Annotated in this window: 14 protein-coding genes; 5 read left to right on the top strand and 9 right to left on the bottom strand. The window is 50.0% G+C overall.

Translation table 11 applies throughout. From position 1 onward, the window contains the following. Nucleotides 1-124: 124 nt before the first annotated feature. Together ACXX82_RS13365 and ACXX82_RS13360 are read left to right on the top strand one after the other, a co-directional pair. On the top strand, nt 125-325 hold the full coding sequence (locus tag ACXX82_RS13365; RefSeq protein ID WP_322235489.1) for a tautomerase family protein: 201 nt from the start codon (nt 125-127) through the stop codon (nt 323-325). Next, entirely contained in the window at nt 325-1,542 is a 1,218-nt protein-coding gene (locus ACXX82_RS13360) for a YbfB/YjiJ family MFS transporter (RefSeq protein ID WP_322235487.1), read from the top strand. Before ACXX82_RS13365 ends, ACXX82_RS13360 begins: the two co-directional genes overlap by 1 nt. 89 nt (nt 1,543-1,631) lie before the next feature. On the opposite strand, the gene ACXX82_RS13355 is transcribed toward ACXX82_RS13360, so the two are convergent. The 4 genes from ACXX82_RS13355 to ACXX82_RS13340 form a co-directional block, all read right to left on the bottom strand. Further along, on the bottom strand, nt 1,632-1,838 hold the full coding sequence (locus ACXX82_RS13355) for a DUF1653 domain-containing protein (protein ID WP_322235485.1): 207 nt from the start codon (nt 1,836-1,838) through the stop codon (nt 1,632-1,634). A gap of 30 nt (nt 1,839-1,868) precedes the next feature. After that, nucleotides 1,869-3,362: an AMP nucleosidase gene (locus ACXX82_RS13350; RefSeq protein ID WP_322235483.1), complete on the bottom strand. Its 1,494-nt coding sequence runs from the start codon at nt 3,360-3,362 to the stop codon at nt 1,869-1,871. A 315-nt stretch (nt 3,363-3,677) separates the two neighbouring features. Then, complete coding sequence (locus tag ACXX82_RS13345) at nt 3,678-4,376, bottom strand: aspartate/glutamate racemase family protein (protein WP_458563076.1); 699 nt, start codon at nt 4,374-4,376, stop codon at nt 3,678-3,680. A gap of 142 nt (nt 4,377-4,518) precedes the next feature. Then, nucleotides 4,519-5,190: a glutathione S-transferase gene (locus tag ACXX82_RS13340; RefSeq protein WP_322235479.1), complete on the bottom strand. Its 672-nt coding sequence runs from the start codon at nt 5,188-5,190 to the stop codon at nt 4,519-4,521. Nucleotides 5,191-5,426: 236 nt separating this feature from the next. Here ACXX82_RS13340 and ACXX82_RS13335 point away from each other — a divergent pair, with 236 nt between their 5' ends. Continuing rightward, nucleotides 5,427-5,957 (top strand): isochorismatase family protein, encoded by a 531-nt coding sequence (locus ACXX82_RS13335; protein WP_323505833.1) that lies wholly within the window; start codon nt 5,427-5,429, stop codon nt 5,955-5,957. 38 nt (nt 5,958-5,995) lie between these two features. On the opposite strand, the gene ACXX82_RS13330 is transcribed toward ACXX82_RS13335, so the two are convergent. The 5 genes from ACXX82_RS13330 to ACXX82_RS13310 form a co-directional block, all read right to left on the bottom strand. Next, on the bottom strand, nt 5,996-6,871 hold the full coding sequence (locus ACXX82_RS13330) for a hypothetical protein (RefSeq protein WP_458563075.1): 876 nt from the start codon (nt 6,869-6,871) through the stop codon (nt 5,996-5,998). A gap of 658 nt (nt 6,872-7,529) precedes the next feature. Further along, nucleotides 7,530-10,535: an FAD-binding and (Fe-S)-binding domain-containing protein gene (locus ACXX82_RS13325; protein ID WP_458563074.1), complete on the bottom strand. Its 3,006-nt coding sequence runs from the start codon at nt 10,533-10,535 to the stop codon at nt 7,530-7,532. 89 nt (nt 10,536-10,624) lie between these two features. Continuing rightward, entirely contained in the window at nt 10,625-11,419 is a 795-nt protein-coding gene (locus ACXX82_RS13320) for a fumarylacetoacetate hydrolase family protein (protein WP_458563073.1), read from the bottom strand. Nucleotides 11,420-11,550: 131 nt separating this feature from the next. Beyond that, nucleotides 11,551-12,792, bottom strand: coding sequence for an MFS transporter (locus ACXX82_RS13315; RefSeq protein WP_458563997.1), 1,242 nt, complete (start codon nt 12,790-12,792; stop codon nt 11,551-11,553). A gap of 210 nt (nt 12,793-13,002) precedes the next feature. Further along, the gene (locus ACXX82_RS13310) at nt 13,003-14,223 is read right to left on the bottom strand and encodes a pyridoxal-phosphate-dependent aminotransferase family protein (protein ID WP_458563072.1); all 1,221 of its coding nucleotides are present in this window, start codon (nt 14,221-14,223) and stop codon (nt 13,003-13,005) included. 242 nt (nt 14,224-14,465) lie between these two features. On the opposite strand from ACXX82_RS13310, the gene ACXX82_RS13305 reads away from it, so the two are divergent. Both ACXX82_RS13305 and ACXX82_RS13300 read left to right on the top strand, forming a co-directional pair. Next, nucleotides 14,466-15,161, top strand: coding sequence for a GntR family transcriptional regulator (locus ACXX82_RS13305; RefSeq protein WP_458563071.1), 696 nt, complete (start codon nt 14,466-14,468; stop codon nt 15,159-15,161). A gap of 807 nt (nt 15,162-15,968) precedes the next feature. Further along, a complete protein-coding gene (locus ACXX82_RS13300) occupies nt 15,969-18,110 on the top strand; it encodes a hypothetical protein (protein WP_458563070.1) in 2,142 nt (713 codons plus the stop codon). The last annotated feature ends 226 nt before the right edge of the window (nt 18,111-18,336 follow it).

Genomic DNA, 18,336 nt, shown 5'->3' with positions numbered 1-18,336 from the left:
TACCCAAGTTGTTACCAGCGTTGTTACCTTCATTCTTACTTTATTTATTATTCAATTTTAAGAATGCGTTTGTCAATGTATATGCAGCATCCTCATATCCAACGCACTTTTCAGGACTATTACCATGCCTCACGTGAGCATTAAAATGACTCAGGACGGAACCACCAAACAAAAAACTGCACGCATTACCGGAGCATCCCAATTGTTAGCCAATGGACTGCGCAAACATTCACTCACTCGCGTGATCGTTGACGATAAAGTCGGCAACAACAATTGGGTAATCGGCAGAGAAAGCCTTACCATACAGCGGAGGGAGGGCAAATAATGCCCGCCGTCCTGTCAACAGAAGAAATGTCGTCAGCAGTCATGCGCAAGGAAGCATTGTGGGTTGCGCTCTCTGGAGCACTAACGCTGGCTGTCGCCATGGGAATCGGGCGCTTTGCCTTCACACCGCTGCTACCCATCATGCTGCACGATGGCGTGATCAATCTCACCACGGGCGGATGGCTGGCGACCGCCAACTATATCGGCTATTTTATTGGCGCAATGCTATGCGTCATATTGCGCGGCAGTCCAACCCATTTTATTCGCTTCGGATTGATCGCCACCGTATTACTGACGCTTGGCATGGGGTTGTCGAACGCCCCCGATCTGCGGTTACTCATCTTATTGCGCACGCTATCCGGCATCACCAGTTCACTCGTATTTGTATTTGCATCCGGCTGGTGTTTACAGCGCTTGACCCAACTCGGCGCTCCAGCTTTAGGCGGCATTATTTACTGCGGCCCTGGCATCGGCATTTTAGTGACTGGTTTGCCGGCCAGCACAATGGTCGCGCACGATTGGTCGGCGGCGCAGGGATGGCTACTTTTTAGTGCGTTAGCGCTCGTCCTCAGTGCAAGCGTGTGGCGCACTTTTTCTAAGTCTGCCGATACGCCAGCACCATTTGCCGAAAGCATTCATGCATCGGAACCACTTCAGGTCAGACGCCAGGCCACCGAATTGGTACTGATCTATGGAGTGGGTGGATTTGGCTACATCATCACAGCCACTTTCCTGCCAGTCATAGCGCGGCAGGCTTTGCCCCACTCGCATTGGCCCGATTTACTCTGGCCTCTGTTCGGCATCGGTGTTGCGATAGGTGCGCTGCTCGGTACCCGCATACCGATGCGCTACGACAACCGCCTGTTACTCGCGATTTGTTATGTGCTGCAAGCGATTGGAGTGATGATGGGAACTGCGTTGCCGACGGTATCAGGCTTTGCAATTGGTTGTCTGTTACTCGGCCTGCCATTCACCGCCATCACACTGTTCGCGATGCGCGAAGCACGGCGCTTGTATGGCGATCATGCGCGTAGCCTGATGGGTTGGTTGACAGCCGTTTACGGCTTGGGCCAAATTATTGGACCTCCGCTAGCCACTTATCTGGTAAAACGTACTGGGTCGTTCACAGCATCGCTCAGTGTTGCTGCCCTAGCGTTGCTAGCTGGCGCATGCTTGTTTGGAATGATGGTCTACAAGACGAAAAAAGCGCAAACCTGATAATAAAAATCCTGGCAGAATATTTTGCCAAGATTTTTTTACTCAACCATCAAGCGTATTGCTAATGCCATTAGCGCTATCAGTTATCGCTATTGTTGAGCGTCGGTTTTAATCGCCACAAAACGCTGTGTGATTTTTCCGTCGCGTTCGATCTCTTCAAAAAAAACGCTGCGGGGCCGCGTCCAGATTGCGCCATTCGCCGCGCGATAGACGATCATCGTCACCGTCGGATCAGACTCCAGCGTGGCTTCGCAAATGAAGTCATAAATGCCACCTTTAAAATGCCGATACTGCATTAGTATCCTTTCCAAATTTTTTAAAAAATATCAACGGAATGCAGGCTCGCTAAAACTACGTAGCTTGCGACTATGTAATTGCTCGACGCCTTGATTACGCAATAATTCCAACGCCTTGATCCCTATTTTCAAATGTTGATTAACCCGTTGTTCATAAAAGCGATTTGCCATTCCAGGCAATTTTATTTCACCATGCAACGGCTTATCGGAGACGCATAGTAACGTGCCATACGGTACTCGAAAGCGGAAGCCATTTGCGGCAACAGTGGCGCTTTCCATATCCAGCGCGATGCTCCGACTTTGGTTAAAACGTAACAACGGCACTCTGTGATCGCGCAGTTCCCAGTTGCGATCATCGACCGACGCCACGGTGCCGGTACGCATGATGCGCTTGAGTTCGTACCCTTCCAACTGCGTGATATGTGCCACTGCATCCTGCAACGCCAACTGAACCTCGGCCAATGCCGGGATCGGCACCCAAAGTGGCAAGTCATCATCCAGGACATGATCATCCCGCACATACGCATGCGCCAATACATAATCGCCCATGCGTTGTGATGCCGCCAAGCCCGCGCAATGTCCGAGCATAATCCAGCCATGCGGTCGCAACACTGCGACGTGATCGGTAATCGTCTTGGCGTTGGATGGTCCAACGCCAATATTAATCAGCGTAATACCTGTACCGTCGCCACGTTGCAGGTGATAGGCTGGCATTTGCGGCTGACGCGCAGGTGCGATCCCCGTGATGGTGCGATCCGCAGGCAAGTCATCCAGATTAGCGTTCCAGGTTGTCAGATCGCCGGGCTCGACAAACGCGGTGTATTGCTGACGATAGGCGCGCTGCTCAGGATCGTCGGTCGCTTGCATCAATTCGCGTCCCATGCGGATAAATTCATCAACATAAAACGCATAGTTAGTAAACAACACATAACGTTGAAAACGATCCGGCGAGGTCGCTGTGTAATGCTTCAGACGATGTAGCGAATAGTCGATGCGTGGGCCGGTAAATAACGCAAGCGGATGTGGCTCGCCCGGTAGCGGTTGATAGGTGCCATTAACAATCCGATCATCCATTGACGCCAGATCAGGCAAATCGAATACGTCTGGAAGATGGCGCAAATGTTCCGGGTCCAGATTACCCTCGACGTGAATGCCTTCAGAAAAAGCAAAATGGACGGGAATCGGTAATTCACTGACGCCAATTTCCAGCGGCACGTCGTGATTATCGCGCAACAATTTGAACTGACTAACCAGATAATTGGTATATAACGAAGGCCGCGTCAACGTGGTCTGATAAACGCCTGGGCCGGCAACAAAACCAAACGATTGACGGGTATCCGCGCGCGTATTGATTTCGGTCGTAATACGCACAAATGGATAACAGGCACGCACCCGCCCCGGTAAAACTTCGCCGCTGGAAAACCGCTTAAAAGCATCCCGCAACAACGCGGTGTTATGTTCGTAGATGGCGCAAACACGCTCAACGGCGGCTTGTGGGTCTGTAAATTTTTCAGTTTTGAACATTGCTTCTCCCTAGATACCTGCATACCCAAATTTCTGAATACTCGAACAGGTCAAATGATAAAAAATCACATTAAAAACTTTGCCTGCACAGCGGCCTGACCGAACGGAGCAATTTCAATCGGTCTGTTTTGATTCTACTGGGATTGCCGATATTCTGACAGCGCCATATCATTAAACGCACATAAATTGTCGAGAATAGTCCTAGGACTAATCCAGACACGATTGCCAAGCGATCAAACGACCAAAGCAGCAGCGCGCGCCGCTTTCCACATCATCGTCTCAATTGCGACAATATGATGACATCCGTCTAAACGCTCACGTCGCTGAAAGCGCCCAATCAGCCGCCGCGCGCGCGTGGATACTAGCAGTATCAAACAGTGGCACCTCTGAATCCTGTGGCCCGACCAGAAGCGCTATCTCGGTACAGCCAAGAATAATTGCTTGCGCGCCCTGCGTCACCAGTTCGGCCATCACTTTGCGATACTCAGCCCGGGAATCAGCAACAATTTTCCCAAGGCAGAGTTCTTCATAAATGATTCGGTGAACCGTTTCCCTGTCCTCGAACGTTGGGATCAGCACTTTAAGCCCATGCTGTGTACACAGTCGGTCGCGATAAAAATCCTGTTCCATCGTGAAGCGGGTACCAAGCAGACCGACCGTCGTAATCCCCGCTTGTTTGATTTGATGAGCGGTTGGATCCGCAATGTGAAACAAAGGAATGCGCACGGCTACCTCGATGGCAGGGCTTATCTTGTGCATGGTGTTTGTACAAAGAACTAAAAAGTCGGCACCAGCCAATTCAAGCGCGCGTGCGGCGCCAGCAAGCAACGCTCCTGCTGCGTCCCAATTTTCCACGTGCTGCAACTGTTCGATATCGTGAAAATCGACGCTATACAAGATGATCTTTGCAGAATGCAAGCCACCCAGACGCTCTTTAATCGCCTCGTTGATCTGACGATAATACGGCACAGTCGATTCCCAACTCATGCCGCCGATTAAGCCAATGATTTTCAATCGAAACCCCTTAAAGTGGAAACAGTCAGCGCTTATTGGAGGTGCGTCCTCGTTGATTGGGGCGCATACACTGTTTTAAAAACATAACAGGCTTAAATGCAAACCGACATAGGCTTATTTGACTTAATACCTAGCAGTTAAGTTACTGCATAAAATCGTACTTGCCGCCTGTTTTGATCGCACGCAAATAAGCAGGCCGCGCATGAATCCGCTGCAAATAGGCCATCAGGCGTGGGCGCGTCTTATCTAAACCGGCACGCATATTCGCCGCCTCTAGCGGAAAACTCATTTGTATATCAGCTGCACTAAAATCCTCTCCAGCAAACCAGGTGCTTTTTCCCAGTTCGGCTTCCATGAAATTTAAATGCGTGACGAGTTGCGGATCAATGAAACTTTTTTGTACGCCGCCCGAAATCAGTCTGGCAAAAGGCCTCAAAAACGCCGGCATTGGCGGCTTCGGCAGGCGTTCGAAAATCAATTTCATCAGCAATGGCGGCATCGCAGAACCTTCTGCATAATGCATCCAATAGGTATAGCGTTGCGCATCTTTGCTCCCAATCGGCGGTTTCAGACGATCACCGCCATATTGCTGAATCAGGTATTCGATGATTGCGCCCGATTCTGCGACTGTATTATCGCCATCAGTAATCACCGGCGATTTCCCAAGCGGATGAATGGCGCGCAAAGATGGCGGCGCCAACATGGTTTTTGGATCACGCTGATAGCGTTTTACTTCATATTCCAGGCCGAGTTCTTCTAGCAGCCAAAGTACCCGCTGCGAGCGCGAATTATTCAAATGGTGCACAGTAATCATGGTTGAAGTTCCTGCGAAGTGTGGGCAATCGTTAGCTAGCGAAATCAATACGTTGTCCGATTATGCCATTGGAACACCGCTTTACAATAGCGCCACAGATGCGACCAGAATACAAAACATCCTTCACTGATCGCGTGGTGGTTCTATAATTAAAAGTAAGGACCAGCGCCGCCGCCGATCCCCGCGCTTGCAAATAAAGTCAACGCAAGAAAATATAAAAATTAAGGGAGAACACCATGCTGATCGACGTCGAAAAATCAACTTTATTGTTAGTGGATTTCCAGTCACGCCTGATGCCTGCGATTCATCAGGGTGAAACGGTCACAGCGCAAGCGGTGCGTCTGGGCCGCATCGCGCAATTGGTCAACGTGCCCATCATTGGAACGGAACAGAGCCCAACCAAACTTGGCGGGAATGAAGATGCTATTAAGCAACTGTGCCAGACGACTGTCAGCAAAATCCATTTCAATGCCTGCGCAGACGGATTGCTAGGTATCCTGCCGCGCCCGCGGCGACAAATTATCATAGCGGGTTGCGAAGCGCATATTTGCATGCTGCAAACGGCACTCGGCCTGCTGGCGCACGGTTTTGTGGTACGGGTTGTGGTTGATGCCGTCGGATCGCGCCGGGAAAGCGACCGCGACGCCGCACTGGCGCGGTTACAGCAAGCCGGGGCGCAACTCGTTACGGTCGAAATGGTGGCTTACGAATGGGTACGCGATAGTGAACACCCGGCTTTTCGTCAACTATTGCCGTTGATCAAGTAGCCCGCCACTGGTAGGTTGGTGCTGACCCACCATCACGCTTAAGGCCGGCCGAAAAATTCCAGCATTAGGAATGCCTGCAAAGCCTGGGCGTCAGTTTCTCTGGCTGACAGCGTGATGACCCGCCCCAATCGTTGCGAGTCCCACTGGAAGTCGCCCGGATAGCGCTTGCGAATCAGTTCGATCATGCTCTTTATAATAGCGGCATTGATATCGCCATTTAAACCAGCATCCACATCAATCGTCTGACGGCGGCTCTCGCGGGCGGTTGCGCCCCACCCACGGAATACGTATTGCGCGACGCGTGGCCCTTTGCTGATGATCTGGAATATTCCGCCACCGCCTTCGCCTTTGCGCGCTAAAAATTGAATATTCGCCTTTGCAACCGCATTATCAGCAGGTGCAGTGCTTTCTGCTGGCGCACCCGGATCAGGGTCAGGGCGTCCCTCGGCTTCGGCTTCAGCACGTCGGCGATCACGGGCGGAGTTGAGCATCGTGCTCATATCCATTTCTGGCGGCGCGGGTTTAATCGTATCGGTCGGTGACGTTGCCTGTATTGGCGAGGGTGCAGGCGTTATCCGCGCTGTCGAGGTCGGACGCGTTGGGCGACGTAACGGACGTGCGGCGAGTTTAGGCGGTGTTTTAGGCCGAACAACCGGCTTGGCGGGCGGATGCGGCACGGCTTTCGGCTGCGGCAACGAAACCACTCTGGAAGGTGTCTCCTGCTTACTTTTTATAAGCGAAACCACCAGCGGCGCGGCGTCTGGCTTCAGAGGCGGCACATCCTCATCCATCTGAAACCATACAAACGTCAGCAGACCCACATGAAGTAAAACCGACAAGGCAATACCGATCACTGTCCTGCGCCGTGCACGTACTTTCAGCGAACTGGTTGTTTGCGTTGTCTTTTTACTCATTTTACCGATGGAGGTCAACTGCCCCTGATGGGGACCGAACAAATGTTATTCGAAATGTCTAAGTAAATCCGAAAAATGGATTTTAAACAATTCGCAAAAATTCTTCACGTTAAATTGTGAAACATAGTGTAGCTGCGTGCTCAACCCCTAAATGGGCCTAAAAAATGATTACACCAACGAAAATTTCCATCAATCACATCCTCACCAGGTTTTTCTCCCTGCAATAAACGCTAAAAAAGTTAGGAACGTGGTGACTATTGAACAATTCGGACATGATAGTAGCAGAGGAAACTCTTGAAAAAATTCGGTCGTAGGATCGATGTCGAAATAACATTGCTTTAATACGGAATTTACTGAGAAGTTAGCTATCTTGGGATTTTTTGGACTGCCGACGTGAGACCGCTTAACCCTGCCTGGAATAGGAAAGTATACGCTAGTCGCGGCATCCAACGATCAGACGCCGGAATTGGAAGCTATCTATTTGATCAAGGGCAAACAAAAAGTTGATGCGCATCACCCTGATGTGGGAAGGAGAAGCCAAAAAACACGACGATGATCGCTAAATGAAGCAATCTCCGTTTTCTCTGATATTTATGTTATCCGGGTGACCCATGAAATCGCGCCGCGCAGGTCCGACGGACTTCTGGCGAGCCTGCGATCATTGACTACCAGCCAACGCCAGCGCAAGAACGCACGCGACATGCATCGCTTCTCCCTCGGTCCCGTCATGAATCTGATGACGGCAACTGGTCCCGTCGGCCACGATAATCGCGCCTTTACCCGCCTTGCGCACCGCAGGAAGCAATGCCAGTTCAGCCATCGCCAGTGATGCTTCATAGTGCTCCGCTTCGTAACCGAAACTTCCTGCCATTCCGCAACAGGACGACTCCACCACCGACAATTGAACTTCGGGAATCCATTTTAGGACAGTCTGCACCGGACTAAAAGCATCAAATGCCTTTTGATGACAATGACCGTGCAGCAATACTTTGTTAGTCGGTAGCGGTTTCAGGTCCAGCGTGAAGCGCCCCGCCTTTTGCTCTTTTACCAGAAACTCTTCAAGTAAATAAGCGGAGCCTGATAACTTCTCTGCCTCCTCGCCGTAACCATAGCTCAGAAACTCATCGCGCAGCGTGAGCAAACAGGACGGCTCCAGACCAACTATCGGTACACCCCGATTAACAAACGGCATCAATGCATCCAGACTACGCCGCGCCTCGGCCTTTGCCTCTTCGACTAATCCCGCAGATAAATAGGTCCGACCGCAACATAACGGTCGCTGACCGGGAACAATATTAAACCGCACGGTATATCCAGCGGCTTCCAGAACCTGCTGTGCGGCAACAGCGTTCTCCGACTCCATATAGTTATTAAACGTGTCCACAAACAAGAGAACTTCTTTACGCTGATGGACGTCCGGCGTACTCGTTTTTGCATTGCCCAAAAACGATTTTCGGAAGCGTGGAAAGGACCGCTGCGGTGCCAATCCCAGCGATTTTTTTATCCACCCGGAAAGATACGGAACCCCTTCTATCAGCGCCAGCGCTCCGCCAACGTTACGCATATACGGCGCATAGCGTGGCATGAAAGCAACCAGACGATCGCGTAGTTGCAGACCGTTTTTTCTGGTCCATGCGGCGCGCGCTTCAATCTTGATCTTAGCCATGTCCACGCCGGTTGGGCAATCGCGTTTACATCCCTTGCAAGAAACACACAGATCTAATACTTCCTTCACTTCCTCACTAGCAAGACCGTCCTCTCCTAACTGACCAGACATTGCCAAACGTAAAGTGTTAGCGCGACCGCGCGTCACATGCTTTTCATCTTTGGTAATACGATAACTTGGGCACATTGTTCCTGCATCGAACTTACGACAATGGCCGTTGTTATTACACATTTCTACCAACTTGGCCAATCCGCCTGTGCGATCATCGCCAGTGCCGGGCGCAGTCTCTTCGCCTGTAAGCGGATCACGGTTGACGTTCCACTGTGACCAATCAAGTGCGGGAACCAAAGACAATTCACGGTAACCCGGCGCGTAACGGAAATTTCTACGGTCATCCATTCTTGGTGGACGAACGATTTTATCGGGATTGAAGCGATTCTCAGGATCGAACAAATCTTTGATTTCGGCAAAGGCTGCATTCAGTTTTGGCCCATATTGCCACGCCACCCACTCACCGCGACAGAGTCCGTCGCCGTGCTCTCCTGAGTACGCGCCTTTGTATTGGCGCACCAATGCCGATGCCGCTTCGGCGATTTCGCGCATGTCCTTTGCGCCCTCTCGCCGCATATCCAGAATCGGCCGAACGTGCAGGGTTCCTACGCTGGCATGCGCGTACCACGTGCCTTCCGTCCCATATTGATAAAAGACTTCAGTAAGTTGACTTGTGTACTCGGCCAGATGTTCAAGCGGCACAGCACAATCTTCGATGAAGGACACTGGCTTGCCATCGCCCTTCATGCTCATCATGATATTTAATCCCGCCTTGCGTACTTCCCACAAAGCTTTCTGTTCACCAGCCTGCGACATCTGCACCACTGAACCGGGCAAATGCAGATCGCTCATCAACTCCGCCAGCGCAGATAATTTTTTCCGCTGCACATCCAGATCTTCGCCCGAAAACTCAACCAGCAAAATCGCTGCGGGCTTTCCTATCAATGCCTTTTCTATCACTGGACGAAACGCCGGATTACTGATCGCCAGATCAATCATCGTGCGGTCTACCAGCTCCACAGCGGTCGGTCCAAGCTTGACGATGTGCTGCGCCATATCCATGGCTTGATAAAAGGTGGGGAAATTCACCACGCCCAATACTTTGTGTTCCGGTATCGGCAGCAGAGCTAACGTGATCTGTCGGGTATAGGCCAACGTGCCTTCAGAACCCACGAGAATCTGCGCCAGATTAGCCATGCCATCATCGGTATACGCCCGTGGATTCTGGCAATCAAAGATATCGATGTTATAACCGGCCACGCGACGCAAAACCTTTGGTGTGCGTTCAATAATTTCATCTCGCTCACGTTGCGCAATCCGTTGCAGACCCAGCACGATGTCGTGCAGGCGCCCGCTATCGGGCATCTGATCCAGCCGGCCAAACCGACCTTGCACGCCATCGGCAAGTACCGCGTCGATTGCCAGCACGTTATGTACCATATTGCCGTATTCAATCGAGCGCGAACCGCAAGAATTGTTACCCGCCATGCCGCCCAATGTACATTGGGCCGCGGTCGATACATCGACAGGAAACCATAACCCATGCGGTTTTAACCACGCATTCAGATGATCGAGCACAATTCCCGGCTCGACCGTGACAGTGCGCGCTTCCAGATCAAAGTCAATCACATTATTGAGCCACTTGCTGTTATCAATAATCAGCGCGTCACCGACTGTTTGCCCGCACTGACTAGTGCCAGCACCCCGCGCTAAAATCGGCATCTTATGGCTACGCGCGATGTCGAGTGCCAGCAAGAGATCCTTCTGATCGCGCGGCACGACCACTCCGATCGGCATGATTTGATAAATGGAGGCATCCGTAGCGTATCTGCCACGGTCTGCTTTTCCAAACAAAACATCACCACGCATTTCACGCTTCAATAGAGTCGCTATTGCCGAACCATTACCACTGCTTGGTGGAGCGAGGAAAATAGGCTTAATCAACATAATTGGACTCACGATATAAATAAAAAGCCACAAGCAAGCAACGTCAAAGCGCGGTCAAAATTAGCTTTAGACTGGCGCTAAAAAATTGCCTAAATCAGTTCGAAAGTAACGGCAGGAAGTCCAGCAATTTCACCAGCCACCGTGCCGCCTTTTGTAGGAAAATCCACGCCAGTATAAGAACCCGTGGTGATGATGGTCCCGGCTAACAATCCTAGCCCTTTCTGGCTGCAATGATTGACTAGCCAGCTTAACAATCGCCGCGGATCACCAGCCGGATTTTGACCGACTCCGCTAAACAGAGGAACGCCGTCGAGACGCAAATCAACAACCGGATTCAACGTAGAAAAATCCCCACGGTATGCGACCATCTGACCAATCATCAATGCACCGTGATTTTGCAAGTCTGCAAGCTGGACTAGCTTGGGCGCATCGCGCCAACCATTTACCCGGCTTGAAACGATCTCAATGGAAGCACCAAACCCGCTGATACTTTCTAATACTTCTTGCTCTGGAATCGGCTCAGATTGCGGCAAGAAATCCCTGTTAAATGAAAAGAATATTTCCAGTTCAAGACCAAGCACGAGATAGTCTTTTCGCGCAATTGAAACAGGTGTTGAAGCAGATGCCGCATAGATGCGCGGCTGTGGCAATGGTGCGCCCTGAATCGGTCCAGTATCGGACTTCGCTCCGATTTTCCAGCCGCCGATGCTGACATGACAGTTCTTCAGAATGCGTTGCTGAACCGCGTAAGCGCGGTCACTATTCTCTGGTTCCAGCGCTGCTGGTACCGATATTGTGGTGTTGCCGTTATACGCGGCGCTCAAGATATCGGCTAACGCATTTACAGAATCAGTCGCAGAATCGGTCGCGGATATTGTGCTCATAAAATCTCTCTAGATTAGATGGTGGATGGTTGAATGGTCGGATGAAACGAGCGGGAAAACGTGCAAAACATTATTCCTGCCACGCTCACCCCGGACGTCATATTGCCACCTAATCATCGTACGCGTGCAGACTAAACCTGCACTTTGGATGCCATCGTCGCCTTGAGCCCATCGGCCGAGGCAAACTTCGCCTCTGGCTGCATACGGAACGCCAGCACCACACCTACCGCCATCAAGATCATGCTGCCGACAAATGGCAATTCCCAACTACCATATCGGTCAATTAAATAGCCCGACAAAACCGGTGAAATAATCGCTGCCAGTGCCGAACCCGTATTCATCATGCCGCTGGCTGTACCCGCCGATTCGGGGGCGATATCCATTGGAATAGCCCACATCGGACCAATCGTCATTTCCGCAAAGAAGAAGCCCGCGCTGAGACAGATTATCGAGACATAAAGGTTATGGGTAAAGATGATCGGCAGCAACGACAACAAGGTGAGCAACATACAGACAGACACCATGTAACTTCTGGCGATCTTCAGATTGCCGGTGCGTATCAACAATTTATCGCTGACAATCCCGCCCAGCGTATCGCCGACGACACCGGCAAAAAAGACGCTGGAGGCGAAGATAGCGGATTTCTTCATGTCGAGGTTATAGCTGTGCAAAAAGTACTGCGGAATCCAGCTAAGAAATAACCACAACGTCCAGCCATAGCAAAAATACACAATAGTGGCAGGCAACATTCGCTTAAAGAGCGGCCCCCACGGCGTTTTGGTATTGCCTGTTTTGGGCGCTGGCATCGCAGCCAATTCTTCGGGCGTTATGCGCGGGTGCTTGGTGGGATCTTCGGTAAATACAAAAGCCCATACAAGCACCCAAACCAGGCTTAACGCGCCGCAGATGTAGAACGATTCTCGCCATCCGTATTGCACCATGACGAAAACGATTGCCGCTGGCGCGGCTGCGTTACCGATACGGGCGAATGCGTGCGTAATACCTTGCGCAAATCCGCGTTTCTCTTTCGGTATCCAGCGTGCCATCGCTGAGGTCGCGGCGGGAAATGTTGCGCCCTCACCCAATCCAAGCAAAAGACGCGCCAACAATAGAGACGTCAGACCGCCAGCAAAGCCGGTCAGAATGGTTGCAATGGCCCACAAAATACCGCAATAAATCAGCGTTCGCTTCGCGCCAAATTTGTCGCTGACCCAGCCGCCAATAATTTGGAATACAAGGTAAGGATAAGCAAAGGCGGAAAAGACTAGACCGATTTCGGTTTTAGAAAGATTGAACTCTTTGCCGAATCCTGCCGCGGCGGTACTCACATTCACACGATCCAGATAAGTGATGAAATACATCAGGCAAAGCATGAGAAGCACGATGGTGGTCGCGCGAAAGCGTAGGTGTTTCAAGGTTGTCTCCAATATGTATTGGTCGTCAAGCTAAAGCGTTTTTTCTTGCCGCTCACCATAAATCGTCTCTGCGATTTTGTGGTCAACGGGCAGCGTCGCTAATGGAGCACGTGGGCTGCTTGGTTCGGGCAGTAATGATGTGACTTATGGTTTGTGGTTTGTGGCTTGTTATGTGCCCGCTTTCAGCATGGATGCGCTCTTGTGCGTGGAGAGATAATCCATCGCCGCCAGGACGCCACTACCCGCCAATGTCACGCCAGCAAGTTTCAGCCCCATTTCGCAACCGGAAAGCGTCGCCATTAAGGTCAAATCATTGGCTTCGCCCAAGTGACCGATGCGGAACATACGGCCTTTCATCTTGCCTAGTCCGGTACCCAGCGACATATCAAAATTTTCATAGATCGTCTTGCGAATCGCATCCGCATCAAAACCAACTGGTGTCATCACGCCGGTCAGCACGGGCGAATACACGGCGGGATCAGCGCACTGCACTTCCAGTCCCCACGCCTGAACTGCTGCACGACATGCCGCGGCAAGACGCCGATGGCGTGCAAACACGTTATCAAGACCCTCGCCCAAAATCATATCCAGTGCCTCGGACAGCGCATACAAAAGATTGGTATTGGGGGTGTACGGCCAATAGCCGGTTGCGTTCATTTCTATGATGTCGGTCCAATCCCAAAAAGCACGCGGTAATGTAGCTTGCTTTCCCACCGCAATGGCTTTTTTTGAGACAGCATTGAAGCTAATCCCAGGTGGCAACATCAACCCTTTTTGCGAACCTGAAATGGTCACGTCGACGCCCCATTCATCATGCCGATAATCGGCCGACGCCAATCCTGAGATCGTATCAACCAACAGTAATGCAGGATGGCCTGCGGCGTCGATTGCCTTACGCACGGCCGCGATATTGGAGGTCACGCCGGTCGACGTTTCGTTGTGCACCACGCACACCGCCTTGATAACATGGCGCGTATCTTCGCGCAGCCGCGCTTCGATCAAATCGGCCTGCACACCAAGTCGCCATCCCTCCACGCCCGGCAGACCAAGAAACTCCGGCTTAAGACCTAACGCCTCCGCCATTTTTTTCCACAGCGTCGCAAAATGCCCGGTCTCGTACATCAGCACCGCGTCACCCGGACTAAGCGTATTGGTCAATGCTGCTTCCCACGCGCCAGTCCCGGACGCGGGATAAATAATAACCGGCTGCTCGGTTTTAAAAATCTTCTTGATGCCCGCCAATACTTGCAAGCCTAACGCACCAAATTCAGGCCCGCGATGATCGATAGTGGGATAACTCATCGCCCGCAAGATACGGTCTGGAACAGGACTTGGGCCTGGAATTTGCAAGAAATGACGACCGGCTGGATGGAAATCAAGTGTTAGCATATGTGCCTCTAAAGTATTTTGAATTTTGAATACAAAATACTTTATCAGCCAAAATACAAAACGTAAAGTAAACTTTCTGTTAAGGAGAATTGAGCCATACGGTACTAATTTAATGAAAATTTAAGATTTATAGGGTTATTAGCGGAAAGATATCCTACTTTCTACCTATCTTGGATAACACAATTTTCGGGCAATTCCTCACTTGATGATAAAATTGCGGGATAGAGAATAGGATTTTTTGAATGAAAAATACAATTGAGGGCGAAGTTGTCTTACCAACGCAACCTTTGCTACCCAAATTAGAGCGTCAGCGACTGCACGATACGGTGGTCGAGCATTTGCGCAACCTCATCGTCGAGGCCGTTCTTATACCTGGCATGAAACTCAACGAGCGAGAGCTTTGCGAAACCCTAGGCATCTCTCGCACGCCGCTGCGTGAGGCAATGAAAGTGCTTGCAGCAGAAGGCTTAATTGAGATATCCCCCAATCGCGGCGCGTCGGTATCAAAGATGACAGAAAGCGAAATCTGGGAAACATTTGAGCTGATGAGTGGCATTGAGGCCTTCTCGGGAGAGTTGGCTTGTGAGCGGATTACCGCGGTTGAGCTAGCCGAAATCAAAGCGCTTCATTACGCGATGCTGGCTTGTAAAGCGCAAAATGACTTACCGGGCTATTACGTGCGTAATCAAGAGATACACGACCGCATTAATGAAGCAGCCAAAAACTCCGTACTGCGACAAACCTATCTGGGCCTGAATCGACGTCTCAAAGCGTTGCGCTTCAAATCAAATTTTCAAGCACAAAAATGGGACAACGCCGCACATGAACATGGCGAAATGATCGAGGCACTTGAAGCCAGAGATGGAAAAAGACTCTCAGTGATATTGCGCAGTCATCTCCTCAGCAAGCGCGATGCAGTGCTGAGTATTCAGTCCTAAATATTTCAGATTTGCAAAAGTTGGCTTTGCCTGTCAGAGCCAATAATCGGACCATCCGCAAGAACCTCCTCACAGCACTACCTCAAAAAAGTCGCAGCTTTTTGAAGACTTCATGCCGGTTATACGTGACGGCTATACATAACTGCTGCCATCTCACCTCTCATCCGCGTTCAATTTTGTCCAAGCTTACCGAGTCAAAGCGACTACACGCCGCGACCATCAAAAATATAGAAGAATCTATTTTTATACGCGATTACTCTTGAACGATACGGACAATAATTTCAAGATTTATCTTGGATACATTCTGGATAGACTTTTACATGAACATGAACATGATTATAATAATAATAATGAAAAGATAAGTCTCACTCTTTCTAATATCCCATTATTAAGGCGGAAACATACTATTAATTTATATAAAAAAATTCCCTCGTTACGCTGACGAGATTATTCTCCCGCATAAGATTTATCTCCCATAATAAAATCGCCTCATATCAGATTAATCTTAATCATTGACACGGTAACGCCTTAACCATCAAATAAATATTTTATGAATAGTGTGTTTTACACATATAACGACCAAAGCGTATTTGTCGCAATTATTAAAATAATTTAAAATCCGCTTTTATAAATATTTATATTTCACATGGGCATAGATTTTAGACAATATAAACTATTAACAGTTTATATAACCGGCAAATATGTAGCCTTTAAATCCCGCTAATATCCATTTCACACACCCCATTGCAAAATGGCGCATATCACGTCACGCGACCGTAACAGCCATCCCAGGAATCAAATAAGACAATGAAAATCGTATCCACTCTGAAACGCCCCGCTTTGCGCATCCTTCCGCTGGCAATCGTGATGACATTCATCTCCAACGCGGCCTATGCTGATGCTGGAGATCTAAAATGGTTACATAAACCGAGTACTGCTGCGACGTTCACACAGTTTCAAGACATAGTGGTGGATGCACAAGGCGATTTATATACCGGTATGAGTAAGTTGCCTCGAACTGATAGCGCAGCGCTAAATGCATACGGCCTACTTTCATTCAAAGGCGCAAGTAATAAATTCGAACAAAAATGGGAACATATTTACCAACTTGATAGCACCGGCAGTCACGGACAATCGTTTAATAACTTATTACTTAAAGATGATGTCATCGTCGCAAAAAAAGAGGATCACACAGAGTTACTGTTCATTGATCGCATCTCCGGTAAAATTATTCAAAGCACCACACTGCCAGCCGATGACATCGAGAATGTCGGCGTAAAAAGAATGCGGGCAAACGCTGGCGCGTTAGGCATGGATGAAAGACTGTATTTCAACGGCTGCCAGGCGGTGACAGATACATTAGCCTTTCATAAGCTATACAGCGTCGGCTTTGACGGCCATATTAAGTGGCAACAACAACTTGACGAGGTAGCCTGCACTTTCGAGAAGGGTGGAATCAGGCTTGGATACGTTCCACTCTCGCCGATTGTCGGCGCAGATGGTGCCGTACATATCTCGACACAGGTAACTGATTCACCATTGACTGAATTCGGCGAAGGCACGGTATTTAAAGGACACGTCCACACATTTCATCCTGATCGGGATCAAATCACAGCCGCCGGCAAAGAACTTCCGGTGCGCTTGCTCCAACCGGTGATGGGTGACCACGATATCGTGTATTCATTAGGCTACCGCCAGAGGAATCCTGACAATCCTCACCTTCCCCCTACCGCTGACTACAAGCCTGGTGAATATACGCTTTATGCCATTTATCCGGATCAATCATTTAAGTCTCTGCTCAGTTTTAAAAGGGCAAAAGCGTATATCGGTTACGAAGGGGTCGCCGAGCCGATTATCGCGGGATCACGGATTTACTTCCCTTTCGATGTAAAGAAGAAGGGAGAGTATTACGGTGCTATCGCCGGGCTGAAACTAAACGCACAGGGCGTCGGCCAAGGTCCTATCTGGATTTATCGGTTCAAAGAAAATCCAGATATGAGTAATGCAACTGTCGCTGCGACCCCGGTCGTCAGCCAGGGTAAACCAGAAGAAGGTATTCCAGGCACAGTCTATGTTGCTTCTCAAGACGGCCTCTACGCGCTCAATGCTGCCACAGGCGAGCCTATCTGGAAAAAATTGGGCGCCGATTATTCTGGCATCAAGCAATTGACACTAGGCTTGGATGGCACACTATATGCGGTTTATTCCCGCGCCATTATGGCTATTGAAGGCGACGGTACACCGCTGGCGAAAGGTCCATGGCCTAAAACCCGCGGTAATCTGGCCAATACCGGCCAAGTGCTCAAAAGCATCAATGAGCCGATCATTAGCCTGCCCTGGAGCAAGGCTGGACAGATCAATGCAGCCAGTGACTTACCGATTGGCAGTATGGTAAATGTTACCGCGACAGCGCCTAACGCCAAACCAACGAGTATCGACATCATCTTGCCTAGCGGTAGTAATACCCATTATCGCTGGCCCAAGTATGTCGCCGATCAACTCAATAACACCACGCAATTCCGCGCAGGCGTTCAACAGAAAGATGGGTCCTTTGCACCGCAATATAGCCAGTATCTCAACGTGATCTGGTCGCAAGCAAAAGATGCAAAAGTAACGGTGACGGTAAACCCGGCAACTGACGGTGCGCCAACCTGGAAAAACGCCAGTGCGATCACCTCAACCGGCGACCTGAAGATCGGCAGCAACGTGCGCATTACACTGACCGACCCAGAAGGCCATCAAACCCAAAAATCATTCGCAGTGACAAAGGGCGCAAATGGTCATTATGAATGGCCGAAACATTTGGCGGACTTTATCAATAGCGAGTTTGTTACCTTGCGTGCCGGTGAAATGATCGGAAAAGATAAATTCACGACGTTGAAAAGTCAATACCGCAACACGTTATGGGTCCAACCCGGCTATAACGCCGAATTAACCTTCAATAACTAAGTAACTAAGCGCTGGTTTTATCGAGTGGCTTCCGGTTCATGCGGATCTGAAGCTGCTTAGTAGCGTCTAAGAAGAATGCCGAAATAGCAACACCAGGATTGCTCGTCGCCATGCAAGCGAGTGGCATCGCCCATCTTTGAACCGTTATCGGTCAATCATTGATGGGCGATTTTTTTAGCGCAAAATATAAATATATAACGAAAAAACAAAAAATTGAATGTATGCA

It is taken from the genome of Glaciimonas sp. GNP009 (genome assembly GCF_054343755.1).
The sequence above is the reverse complement of the archived record's forward strand: the minus strand, read 5'-3'. Positions and strand labels throughout refer to the sequence as shown.

Bases quoted from the DNA above. Each gene is read 5' to 3' on its own strand.
- ACXX82_RS13365 (WP_322235489.1), top strand. From the start codon at position 125: ATGCCTCACGTGAGCATTAAAATGACTCAGGACGGAACCACCAAACAA.
- ACXX82_RS13360 (WP_322235487.1), top strand. From the start codon at position 325: ATGCCCGCCGTCCTGTCAACAGAAGAAATGTCGTCAGCAGTCATGCGC.
- ACXX82_RS13355 (WP_322235485.1), bottom strand. From the start codon at position 1,838: ATGCAGTATCGGCATTTTAAAGGTGGCATTTATGACTTCATTTGCGAA.
- ACXX82_RS13350 (WP_322235483.1), bottom strand. From the start codon at position 3,362: ATGTTCAAAACTGAAAAATTTACAGACCCACAAGCCGCCGTTGAGCGT.
- ACXX82_RS13340 (WP_322235479.1), bottom strand. From the start codon at position 5,190: ATGATTACTGTGCACCATTTGAATAATTCGCGCTCGCAGCGGGTACTT.
- ACXX82_RS13335 (WP_323505833.1), top strand. From the start codon at position 5,427: ATGCTGATCGACGTCGAAAAATCAACTTTATTGTTAGTGGATTTCCAG.
- ACXX82_RS13330 (WP_458563075.1), bottom strand. From the start codon at position 6,871: ATGAGTAAAAAGACAACGCAAACAACCAGTTCGCTGAAAGTACGTGCA.
- ACXX82_RS13325 (WP_458563074.1), bottom strand. From the start codon at position 10,535: ATGTTGATTAAGCCTATTTTCCTCGCTCCACCAAGCAGTGGTAATGGT.
- ACXX82_RS13320 (WP_458563073.1), bottom strand. From the start codon at position 11,419: ATGAGCACAATATCCGCGACCGATTCTGCGACTGATTCTGTAAATGCG.
- ACXX82_RS13315 (WP_458563997.1), bottom strand. From the start codon at position 12,792: ATGCTTTGCCTGATGTATTTCATCACTTATCTGGATCGTGTGAATGTG.
- ACXX82_RS13310 (WP_458563072.1), bottom strand. From the start codon at position 14,223: ATGCTAACACTTGATTTCCATCCAGCCGGTCGTCATTTCTTGCAAATT.
- ACXX82_RS13305 (WP_458563071.1), top strand. From the start codon at position 14,466: ATGAAAAATACAATTGAGGGCGAAGTTGTCTTACCAACGCAACCTTTG.
- ACXX82_RS13300 (WP_458563070.1), top strand. From the start codon at position 15,969: ATGAAAATCGTATCCACTCTGAAACGCCCCGCTTTGCGCATCCTTCCG.